This is a genomic window from Nostoc sp. CALU 1950, assembly GCF_051172895.1.
GTDB classification, from domain to species: Bacteria; Cyanobacteriota; Cyanobacteriia; order Cyanobacteriales; family Nostocaceae; genus Nostoc; species Nostoc edaphicum_A.
In genome coordinates, this window is the sequence record NZ_JBDNJQ010000088.1 from 24,040 (window position 1) to 34,193 (window position 10,154).

Here is a 10,154-nt window from a genome sequence, read left to right on the forward strand (position 1 = left end):
ATAAGCTCAGTTTTGATTATGTTACATTTTCAAAACTAAGTGTGAAAGGTATGCAGGGGTTAGGTTTTACTGACTCAGCAACCCAATAGCCATCTCAAGATACATTTTCGCCTTGTGCAAGGCTAGCAGCTTCTCTTGGGTGTACCTATCTGGATAATTCATTATTCTCCCTTCCATCGTGATTTTGATGAGTGCTGCTTGCTCATCAGTTGGGGCATTCATCTCATCTATAGCGTTACTCAGCGCTTGCATAAAAGCAAAGGTAGGAGGTTTTAATCCCTTCCCTGCTTCAAACTGAGATAACGCCATCTGAGGGAATACCATCAACGATGTAATCCATGAAGTCTTGTACCCTTTATTCCCAGTTGGTTTGATGCCGTAGCGCAAGCATAGGTCACGAAGTTCTTTAATGGTCTTTATTTCGAGTTCCGAACGTGTAAACATAGAGTAGCCATTCCTTAAAAGTGGTATCGGTAGGTAACAACTTTCTCAGGGTGAATTACCTACCGAATTAAAACTGTATTTCGATGCTTGCGCCGAAACAAGCTATATTTACATCTCTCAACAATGTCTAACCGTAAGGGTAATCCTCAAAACTTTGACAATCCACCGAGTAAAGAATTAACTGAAAATGTTACTTTTAGAGCTACCAAGGAAATGAAGGAAGAAATACAGCAACAGGATAATCCAGCGCAGTTTTGCAGAGATGCCGTTCAAAAAGCACTGGATGAAAAGAAAGGAAGGCAACAGTAATTAGAGCTTTATTTTTGAGACTCTGCCTAAACTACAGATAGTTGAAAAGCAATATATAACAAATTGAAGGCTAGGGTTAGAAAATTAACTCTAGCCTTCAATTTATAGTTTTACAATAATATCTTTGCCAAAAATAAGTGTAAATATCATTCTCACCAGCACTTAGCCAAGTTAAAACAGGCGTATATACAAATTATAACAACATACGTCCCCAGGCGTGATCGCCCTACCAATGCCAAATGTATTAAGAGGCAAGCTACGCGGTTAGGCTCTGCGTTGCGATCATTGTCTAAGCCGTAACTGAAGATTAGCTGTATCTCTGACTGGGTTAAAACTTTGGTGCGTTCGTGCCCATTGATTTTCATCCTGTTTCAACAACGACAAATTCTTTACTGGCTTAGGAAAAGGAAGGATCTATGGTAAAAGTAATTGCATTGTTTAACAACAAAGGCGGTGTTGGGAAAACAACCACAATTTGGAATTTGGGGACATCACTAGCACATTTAGGTAAAAAAGTGCTACTTATTGATTTCGATCCTCAATGCAACCTATCTATTGCAGCATTAGGAGATACAGAGTTTTCAACTTATCTGGAAAGCTCAAGGGAGCTACCTTATGGTAAAACTATTCGTGCTTTCGCTCTTCCATATATTCAACAAAGTGCTTCAGGCAGACCCTATATTGCTAGTGTCAAGCATAAGAAAAATGTCAATCTAGATATTGTACCTGGTGATTTCTGGTTGAATAATTTTTCTGATATTCTTAATGTTGGAACTGATGTTATTGGAGGAGCTGGTTTATATCGATTCCTAATGCCATCAAGTCTTATTAATGCAGTAGAAATAGAATTTAATAAGCAATATGATTTTGCATTAATAGATTTACCTCCATCTTTTAATAGTCTTGTTAGAGCTGCTTTATACTCCTCAGATTATTTTTTAGTTCCATGTACACCTGACTTATTCTCTGCATATTGTGTTGGTTTAATTGGGCAAGTTCTTCCTCGATTTATAGAAGACTGGGAGCAAGGTAAGTCTCGCTATCTTCAATCAAACTCTTATGACCAGATAATTCCCGAAAAAGGACAACCTAAATTTGGTGGTTGGATTTTTAATGGTTTTGATACTAGAAAACAATCCGGCTCTACTATTGCCTCAAAAATAGGTGCTGATCAAGCTCAGTTTGTGAAAGTTCGAGACTCTATTAATGATAAATTGATACCAAGGCTTCAAGAGATTAAAGCTTATTCTGCCGTTCCAGATTTTGTTAACCAAGAACCAGTTGCAAGTATTGAAGATTTAAACGTTATGGCACCTGATAGTATTGTTCAAAATATCCCTATTAAGTATTTACCAGAAGCAAACCCAACACGAGCTAGTATTGGTCGTGGTAAATGGGCACCGAATCAAATTACTTTAATGGAAAACATGGATAAAGAGTATGACAAATTGGCTAACTTTATAATTGAAAAATTTTAACTTGAATAAGTTCTGCTTTTAAACATAGCTGTGTTTAGCGTAGTTACCAGAGAAAAGTACCCAAATTAGAAGCAGAGCTAAAGATGGCAAAATCCAAGGCGTGAATAAAGCATTGAGCAGCAATTTTCCCGATGTCGCTCCCAATACCTGCTCATTGGTTGCTTCCAAATATTTTTGCAATTGCTCCAAATTCCGATGACAAGAGATATCTTGCACAACTCCGGTGGTTTTGAAATGTCGCTTAAAGCATCTATCTATACCTGGATTTTTAGTGTAGAGAAGTGCTTTTCAGATGCTACAACGCGAATGAATTTTGAGGAGCTACACTTGTAATATAATCGAAACAAAAATTAATAATGTAACTGTAACCTCCTGCCAAAAGGGGGTTATTTATTCTTGAAAAACGTCTCAACCTATCGGAAAGATTATATGTTTCCGCCAAATTAACTCAGTTTACTTGTTACGTACACGTACTAATAATTTGTAGGAGTTATTCAAGAACTATTAAATAATCTGTAATAGCAAGCATTTCAGTATTTATTTTTTTTGTCTTGTATTCTTGAAACCCTTGTCAATAAAGATATATAGCTATTTATGCCCAATAAAAAAGATAGCAGAATATTTCTTTCTTTGTCCTGCTATCCTTGATTTATCCTTTTAAATACAGGAATAATGTTAACAATGAATTCTCTAAAAAACGCGAATTACTCTAATAACTTTCAAGAAAAACTCTCTAGCATCTTCAATCCCAAAGACTTTAGACATCTCCAAAATAGTATATTTTGTGGTAAAAGAACATCATGAGATTTTTTTAACACTAAAATATGAGTGGCATACTGAATTACATTGAGGAGAATCGGAAAGAAACAAAGCGGTTAATTGGTATGGAGTATGAACAGTTACAACAATTAATCCAAAATGCGGAGTATTTACATCATGAGAAACAAGCGTTGTTAGAATCTAAGAAAGTTAGAATTATTACTGGTGGTGGAGGTCGTAAACCAAAATTATCTATTCCCCGAACAAATAATTTTAACCTTAGTATATCTGAGGCATCTGACAACTTTTCAATTTTTGGGTATCCAGTTTGGAGTCAGTGAGTCTACAGCAAATGATACATTTAACTATTGGTTGACCCTTTTAAGAGAATTGTTACCATCCAGTTTAATTGAACAAGCTTAACTTGAAAATGTAACAAAATCAAAACTTGATTACGTAACAGCTATGATAGGTTTGTGGGAGATGAATGGTAATTTCATGCCAATAAAATTATGTGCTGAAAATACTTGGACTATTACCTGGGAAATTTTGATGTAAAGTGTAGTGTGGCAGGAATTTAGTGCGTTAATAGTATAAATGCACTAAAAAAAATGTAAGGCAAAGTACGTTTTTGATTTGCAAAAAGCCTTAAAATAGTACGTTGATGGTATGAACAATCTAATTAATAGCTGAAACTACTGTTTTAGCGTTATTATGTGCCAATTGCTCGGAATGAACTGCAATGTTCCAACGGATATTTGCTTTTCTTTTGAAGGGTTTTCTGCACGGGGAGGAAGAACGGATCATCATAGCGATGGTTGGGGCATTGCTTTCTTTGAAGGAAAGGGATGTCGAATGTTTTTAGATGCCCAACCTTCTGTTGCTTCTCCGGTAGCGGAGTTGGTGCGGAATTATCCCATCCACTCAACCCATGTCATAGCTCATATCCGCAAAGCTACTCAGGGTGAAGTTGCCCTACACAACTGCCATCCTTTCCGCAGAGAATTATGGGGTCAGTATTGGGTGTTTGCCCACAATGGTAATTTGCCAGATTTTGAACCGGAAAATTTGGGCTTTTATCAAGCCGTAGGTAACACTGATAGCGAAAAAGCATTCTGTATGATGCTAGAAACATTGCGATCGCGTTTTCCTGAAGGTAAGCCCGACATAAAGGATCTGTACTCTGTGCTGCAAGAGATTACTGGCACAATTGCAAAGTTGGGTATATTTAATTACTTATTGTCAGATGGAGAACACTTTTTTGCTTATTGCTCAACTAAACTCAGCTACATTGTTCGCCAAGCGCCCTTTGCGGCTGCCCATTTAATTGACCAAGACATGACTGTAGATTTTCGAGAAGTGACTACTGAACGCGATCGCGTCGCTGTGATTGCTACCACTCCCCTCACTGACAACGAAGTTTGGACACAAATTCAACCGGGAGAATTACTAGTTTTTCAGGACGGATTACCTCTGAAATATGCATTCAGTTAAGAATCTTATCCTGTTAGCAAATTCAAAAATTAACCAGATTTTTTCCCATTTAGATACTTTCTAGATGGGTTTTGTTTTTCATACTTATAATTAACGGATATTAACCTCTTGCAGGTAATTTACTCCCTGAAAATATTCAATTCTGGTAGCTGAGTTTTTAGGAATGGATGAATTTGTCCTTTTTGCAGAAGCTACCTTTTGATTGTCAGCCAGGACACGTTGCTTTTGAGTATACTCATTCAATTTGACTTGAGCTTGAGCATAAACCAGAGTATCTTGAGGAATATTTCGGAGAAATTTTACAGCTCGATTAAAATCACCAATAGATGCTTTCTTGTAAGCTTTCTGTAAAAAGTAAGCTGCTCTGATCTGCCGCTTTCGATTGTATTCAGCTAACTTGTCTTGAACTAAAGCACCAGCAGAACTTTCTTTAGGAATTTGCCGCAGATATTGTAATGCAGTAGAAAAATCTTTTTCAGTTGCTCTTTCGTAAGCTTTTGCTAATAAATCTTGCGTCTGTACTTCAATATTGACGTATGCTTTCTGAACTAGTTTATCTGTTCTAGATTGCCAATATAAAATATCTGGAACTTTAGCAGCAGCATGAAGAACATCTGACCATCTACTCTCATGAAAAGCTATTTGTGCTAGTTGGTGTTGCTGTGCAGCAACTTGCCATTGCTGTTGCCATTCTTCAATTGTCGCTTGCGCTTCTGGATAAACATTGCTGTGGGAGGGAATTGATTTCGCTAATGCGATCGCTTCTTGTAAATCCCCAGCTTGATATTCTTTTTTCGCTTGATATAAAGTGTCTGTTTCTGAATATGCAGGTGCAGTATTAACTAAAGAATATACACCAAATCCCATCAATAAAGAATTAGCCGCCAGTCCTACTTTCATCCCTGTGAATAACGGGGATGATTTGCCAGATATAGGGTTTGGAGAATTATTATCCTCAATCGCCACCTCTAGAGGAAATTTATCATCTGTTTCTAATATTTGTGATGGCTCAGTTTCCCATATTATTTGTTTAAGTATTCGCAGCACCTCAGCCGCAGACTGAAAGCGGTCTTGGTAATTGTAGCGGATCATTTGGCTGAGAACAGCAGCTAGATAATCGTTAACTGGCGTGTTTTGAGAACGCCAAAAAATTTCATTAGTATAAGGATCAGCTTTTAATTGTAATGGTTCTAACCCAGTCAAAGCCTGGATGGCAATCATGCCCAAAGCATAAATATCACTGTTGGGCTGTGTTTGTCCAATAAATTGCTCTGGCGGTATATATCCCAATGAAGTGACGGGAATTCGATAAATAGGCAATTCCGCACCTATGCCAAAATCGATAGACTGGATTGAGCCAAAATCAATCAAAACTAACTTGCGTACAGCTTTATCGTTGCCATAGGCATCGCTAGTGCGTCTGATTAAGTTTTCTGGCTTGATATCGCAATGAATCACGCCTTGAGAGTGAACAAATTCTAGAATACCTAAGACATCTATCAGAAATTCTACAACTTCCCTTTCACTCCATAGACACCCCCAATGTTGATCAATAGGTAATTCCGCAGTCAGCGCATGTCCTTCAATAAGCTCTTGCACTAAATAAAATCGCTCATTTTCTTCAAAGCAAGCGATGAATTCAGGAATTTGCTGATGGCTTCCCAGAAGCTTAAGGGTTTCAGTTTCAGTCAGAAACATTAACCTCAACATATCCAAGTAGCCGGATTCGGAACTGCTAACCTTAATCTGTTTAACAACGCATTTGGGATTCTCTGGATAATCTACGTCAACAGCAATGTATGTTTGTCCAAACACCCCTGCACCAAGGCTTTGGACAATTTGGTAACGCCCTTGTAGTAATTTACCGATTATGTGGTGGGTCATGACCTGGTTACTCAGTAAGTCCTTTTATTTAGTTTTTCTGACATTCCCTCCTGTTTCCGGAATGCTTGAGAAATAAATAACGAGAGTTTTGATACCTTGAATACCAATACTTTTCGGATAAACCCAACAATCTTTCTGTTGGTCTGGGGAAAGGTTAATGGGCAAGGGGTGAATGGCACTAAGTTAAGCTGAAAGGTAAGCGGCGTAGGGATTGCAGAGGGGCAGGGGAGCAGGGGGGCAGAGGGGAATTTCTAATTGATTTCTTCATCGTGTTCAACTACTTCAGATTTATCTTGTAACGGCTTCACTACCCGTGCGATCGCTTCTTGAATAAAAGCTTTGATAAATTCATCTCTGCGATTAATTTGAAACTGTCGCTGTACAACTTCTGTCATTCCACCATCACCCCAATCTTGGTCATGACGAAAATATTCAATGAAACTTTTACCAGCTATTCGCGTTAAATAAGCTGCTGTCACACCTTGAATCGCTCTACCAATAATAAAGGTGGCAACATTGAGTTGCAAAGCTGTAGATAATAATTGAATTGCTCCCTTAACAATACCTAAACTCGCGATGGTTTTCGCTAAAGAAAGGGCTAACTCTCGTCCCCGTTCCATATTCAATTCACAGCCGTACACTCTGCCAATTTCCACAACCATTTGAGCGTTGACTGCGGCTGTCGCCAATAAATCTACGACTGGTATAGGCGTGACTGATACTACACCAGCACCAATCCATTGAAACCGTTCCACGATTTTGTCAGCTTGACGGCGACGCTGGCCATCAATGAGTTTTCGCGCCTCGTCTCCCAATCGCAGAGATTGTAAAAGAATGTTATCCGCCACCAAATCTTCACCCTCGGCGCGTAAAACAGCAGCAGTGCGCCGCAGTAAAGGAACAATATCTGGTTCCGGCTGGAAGGTTTCGCCAGTTTCTAGTTGTGCAGATTGGGGATTAGCAGCGATCGCTACCACATCATTAGTAGCAATAAATCCCCGTACCCGTTGACGCAACCTAGCGAGGATGGATTCTTTATCTTCATCTGTATATAAATCGGTTTTGTTGAGAACCAAAAGCGATCGCTTCCCAATTTCTGCCAACCCCCGCAGCGGCTCATATTCTGAGCGTCGTAAATCATTATCTACCACAAACAACAGTAAATCTGCTTCTGTTGCCAGTTCTCGCGCCATTTGTTCGCGTTCCGTTCCCGCTACACCCGCTTCTAAAATCCCTGGCGTATCTGTAATTAAAATCTTGCGTTCTAATCCCTTCAACCGCAGACAATAAGTTTCCCCAACCTGAGTTGTACCCATCGGTGCATCCACTTGACCGACCATGCGTCCCATAATCGCATTTACCAGGGAAGTTTTACCAGCACTTCCCGTACCAAATACCACTACTTGAATTTCACCCCGTGCTAGATTGGCTTCAATCTCTCGTGATTTACTTAATAAAGCTTGGCGTGCTACTTCATCTTGAATTTGCCCTACCTGTTGGCGCACAGCTTGGAGAGTTGTAGAAGCAGCATCAGATTTGCCAGCAGGAATTTGTGCCGCAGTCGCTCGTTTAGGGTTACGGCGCGATCGCTTTTCCCCAGATTGAATCACCAGTACATAATAGACGAAAGCTGCAACCAAGGCTCCAATGAGGACAATCAGCAGTAACAGCAGCAAATTGCCTAGCAAAGGCGAATAGGACAATTGCCAGTAGAGCCGTGATAGGGAATCAATTAGCCACAGGGCTAGCCCCAAAATGACGATCAGACCAACAATCAGCGTTACTATGCGTGACAGAGGCATGGCTGGGAAAGATTAGTAAATATTCAGTAGGCAGATGCTTCTAATCTTAATAGTTTCAGCATTTTTTACCAGAGTAGTAAGGAGGAGGCAGGAGGCAGAAGGAAAACAGCCTTTCTTGTTGAAGAAGAATTCAGAAGTCAGAAGTAAAGCCGGAAACTCCAAAAGCTCCGGTCAGAATCCAGACGCTCAACGCTCACTACATTTTTTTTCAAATCTCGTTTCCAGCCTCTGGCTGGAAATGCTGCTCATTGCGGCTCTGCCGCAAGTCTTGAGGCGGAGCCTCAAAGACAGGCATTCCCAGTCGGAGACTGGGAACGAGACAATATCTAAAGGCTTGTTCTGGGCTGGCTTTCACGTTAAGTTGACACCAATGGCAAGATGCCCATCCCACAAAACTAACAAAATCATCCCGCAAATATGCAACGCCAAAAATTGCAACAATATATGTAACTGTGTACATCAATGTATTAGCAATATTTTAATATGCATACCATAACTAAAAAGTCAACAAAAAAAGCTTGGGCTAATGCGATCGCAGAACCGGCAAAAGAATTTCCTCTTACTCAACTGTCGATTCTTTCTGGCAAAATTCCAGAGGGTTTACGTGGCACACTTTACCGCAATGGCCCCGCACGCTTAGAACGCGGTGGTGAGCGTGTGGGACACTGGTTTGATGGAGATGGGGCAATTCTCGGCGTCCATTTCACGGATGCAGGAGCCAGTGGAATCTATCGCTATGTGCAAACAGCCGAATATCAAGCTGAAAATCAAGCCGATAGGTTTCTTTATGGTGTCTATGGGATGCATACGCCAGGGCCGATTTGGAAGCGCTGGGGTCAACAGACCAAGAATGCAGCGAATACTTCAGTGTTGGCTTTACCTGATAAATTGTTGGCTTTATGGGAAGCAACCAATCCTTATGCTCTTGATTTGCAAACTTTAGAGACGAAGGGATTAGATGATTTAGGCGCTTTAAATAACGGATTACCTTATTCTGCTCATTACAAGCGTGATTCACAAACAGGGGAGATTTTTAACTTTGGAATCAGTATTGGAAGTTCTGTACAACTGAATCTCTACAAAAGCGATGCTACTGGCAAAATTATCCAAAAAACTGCTTTTAAGCTAGATCGCTACTCTATAATGCATGATTTTGTTTTAACTCAAAGATATCTGGTGTTTTTCATGCCACCGATGCGGATGAAAATGCTGCCAATGATGCTAGGTCTGAATACCTTTAGTGAATCTCTGTTGTGGGAACCTAAATTAGGAACCCAGGTGTTAATATTTGACCGCGAAAACTTATCCTTAGTTAGTCGTGGCGAAACCGATCCTTGGTTTAATTGGCATTTTGGCAATGGCTATGAAGATCAAGACGGTTCGGTAATTCTGGACATGGTGCGATATTCAGATTTTCACCAAACTAATGAATATCTCAGAGAATTTGCCAGTGGTGAGACGCACACAGTTACTAAAGGAACATTATGGCAAGTACGTCTCAATCCCCAAACTGGTAAAGTTACAGAAACACAGGAAGTTGTCAACCAAAAATGTGAATTTCCTGTAGTGCAGCGATCGCAAGTTGGGCAACCTTGGCGTTATACTTACATATCATTAATGCCCCAAAGAACAGATACAGACAAAGAATCCTTCAGTGCGATCGCCCGCTTCGACTACAAAACCGAAACCCTCACCGAAGCCGACTTAGGAGAAAACCGCTATCCTTCAGAACCCATCCACGCCCAAGATGCCCAAAACCCTGAACAAGGCTGGCTGCTAACCGTTGTATATGATGGTAATTCTCATAGTAGTGAAGTTTGGATCTTTGATAGCGATCGCCTGGATGCAGAACCCGTTTGCAAACTAGGATTACCTAGCGTCATTCCCCACAGCTTTCACGGTACTTGGAACCCAGCTTAACAATTTAACTGGGGATTGGGGATTGGGGATTGGGGATTGGGGATTGGGGATTGGGGATTGGGGA

General features: G+C 40.3%; 11 protein-coding genes. 6 read left to right on the forward strand and 5 right to left on the reverse strand.

The genetic code is table 11. The features are described 5' to 3' along the window. Positions 1-66: 66 nt before the first annotated feature. Positions 67-444 carry a hypothetical protein gene (locus tag ABF638_RS22405; RefSeq protein WP_435025177.1) on the reverse strand — a complete coding sequence of 126 codons (378 nt, stop codon included), beginning with the start codon at positions 442-444 and terminating at the stop codon, positions 67-69. Positions 445-567: 123 nt separating this feature from the next. Here ABF638_RS22405 and ABF638_RS22410 point away from each other — a divergent pair, with 123 nt between their 5' ends. Together ABF638_RS22410 and ABF638_RS22415 are read left to right on the forward strand one after the other, a co-directional pair. Beyond that, positions 568-753 (forward strand): hypothetical protein, encoded by a 186-nt coding sequence (locus ABF638_RS22410; protein WP_392481557.1) that lies wholly within the window; start codon positions 568-570, stop codon positions 751-753. A 416-nt stretch (positions 754-1,169) separates the two neighbouring features. Continuing rightward, entirely contained in the window at positions 1,170-2,231 is a 1,062-nt protein-coding gene (locus tag ABF638_RS22415) for a ParA family protein (RefSeq protein WP_435025180.1), read from the forward strand. An 18-nt stretch (positions 2,232-2,249) separates the two neighbouring features. Here ABF638_RS22415 and ABF638_RS22420 read toward each other — a convergent pair whose 3' ends face one another. After that, positions 2,250-2,447, reverse strand: a complete 198-nt coding sequence (locus tag ABF638_RS22420; protein WP_435025181.1) for a hypothetical protein — start codon at positions 2,445-2,447, stop codon at positions 2,250-2,252. Between the two features lie 608 nt (positions 2,448-3,055). Here ABF638_RS22420 and ABF638_RS22425 point away from each other — a divergent pair. The 3 genes from ABF638_RS22425 to ABF638_RS22435 all read left to right on the forward strand — a co-directional run bounded on the left by ABF638_RS22425 (position 3,056) and on the right by ABF638_RS22435 (position 4,484). After that, the gene (locus tag ABF638_RS22425; protein WP_435025182.1) at positions 3,056-3,331 is read left to right on the forward strand and encodes a helix-turn-helix domain-containing protein; all 276 of its coding nucleotides are present in this window, start codon (positions 3,056-3,058) and stop codon (positions 3,329-3,331) included. Further along, the gene (locus tag ABF638_RS22430) at positions 3,306-3,413 is read left to right on the forward strand and encodes a transposase family protein (RefSeq protein ID WP_435025183.1); all 108 of its coding nucleotides are present in this window, start codon (positions 3,306-3,308) and stop codon (positions 3,411-3,413) included. Before ABF638_RS22425 ends, ABF638_RS22430 begins: the two co-directional genes overlap by 26 nt. Positions 3,414-3,704: 291 nt before the next feature. Then, complete coding sequence (locus ABF638_RS22435) at positions 3,705-4,484, forward strand: class II glutamine amidotransferase (RefSeq protein WP_435025184.1); 780 nt, start codon at positions 3,705-3,707, stop codon at positions 4,482-4,484. 90 nt (positions 4,485-4,574) lie between these two features. Here ABF638_RS22435 and ABF638_RS22440 read toward each other — a convergent pair whose 3' ends face one another. The 3 genes from ABF638_RS22440 to ABF638_RS22450 form a co-directional block, all read right to left on the reverse strand. Further along, on the reverse strand, positions 4,575-6,368 hold the full coding sequence (locus tag ABF638_RS22440; RefSeq protein WP_435025185.1) for a protein kinase domain-containing protein: 1,794 nt from the start codon (positions 6,366-6,368) through the stop codon (positions 4,575-4,577). A gap of 251 nt (positions 6,369-6,619) precedes the next feature. Next, a complete protein-coding gene (locus ABF638_RS22445; RefSeq protein WP_435025187.1) occupies positions 6,620-8,170 on the reverse strand; it encodes a YcjF family protein in 1,551 nt (516 codons plus the stop codon). A 208-nt stretch (positions 8,171-8,378) separates the two neighbouring features. After that, positions 8,379-8,630, reverse strand: coding sequence for a hypothetical protein (locus tag ABF638_RS22450; RefSeq protein WP_435025188.1), 252 nt, complete (start codon positions 8,628-8,630; stop codon positions 8,379-8,381). 23 nt (positions 8,631-8,653) lie between these two features. Between ABF638_RS22450 and ABF638_RS22455 the strand changes: the two genes are divergently transcribed. Further along, positions 8,654-10,090: a carotenoid oxygenase family protein gene (locus ABF638_RS22455; protein WP_435025189.1), complete on the forward strand. Its 1,437-nt coding sequence runs from the start codon at positions 8,654-8,656 to the stop codon at positions 10,088-10,090. Positions 10,091-10,154: the final 64 nt, after the last annotated feature.

What these genes read in the sequence shown, in the direction of transcription:
- ABF638_RS22405 (WP_435025177.1), bottom strand. Translation starts at nt 444, where the DNA reads ATGTTTACACGTTCGGAACTCGAAATAAAGACCATTAAAGAACTTCGT.
- ABF638_RS22410 (WP_392481557.1), top strand. Translation starts at nt 568, where the DNA reads ATGTCTAACCGTAAGGGTAATCCTCAAAACTTTGACAATCCACCGAGT.
- ABF638_RS22415 (WP_435025180.1), top strand. Translation starts at nt 1,170, where the DNA reads ATGGTAAAAGTAATTGCATTGTTTAACAACAAAGGCGGTGTTGGGAAA.
- ABF638_RS22425 (WP_435025182.1), top strand. Translation starts at nt 3,056, where the DNA reads ATGAGTGGCATACTGAATTACATTGAGGAGAATCGGAAAGAAACAAAG.
- ABF638_RS22435 (WP_435025184.1), top strand. Translation starts at nt 3,705, where the DNA reads ATGTGCCAATTGCTCGGAATGAACTGCAATGTTCCAACGGATATTTGC.
- ABF638_RS22440 (WP_435025185.1), bottom strand. Translation starts at nt 6,368, where the DNA reads ATGACCCACCACATAATCGGTAAATTACTACAAGGGCGTTACCAAATT.
- ABF638_RS22445 (WP_435025187.1), bottom strand. Translation starts at nt 8,170, where the DNA reads ATGCCTCTGTCACGCATAGTAACGCTGATTGTTGGTCTGATCGTCATT.
- ABF638_RS22450 (WP_435025188.1), bottom strand. Translation starts at nt 8,630, where the DNA reads ATGTACACAGTTACATATATTGTTGCAATTTTTGGCGTTGCATATTTG.
- ABF638_RS22455 (WP_435025189.1), top strand. Translation starts at nt 8,654, where the DNA reads ATGCATACCATAACTAAAAAGTCAACAAAAAAAGCTTGGGCTAATGCG.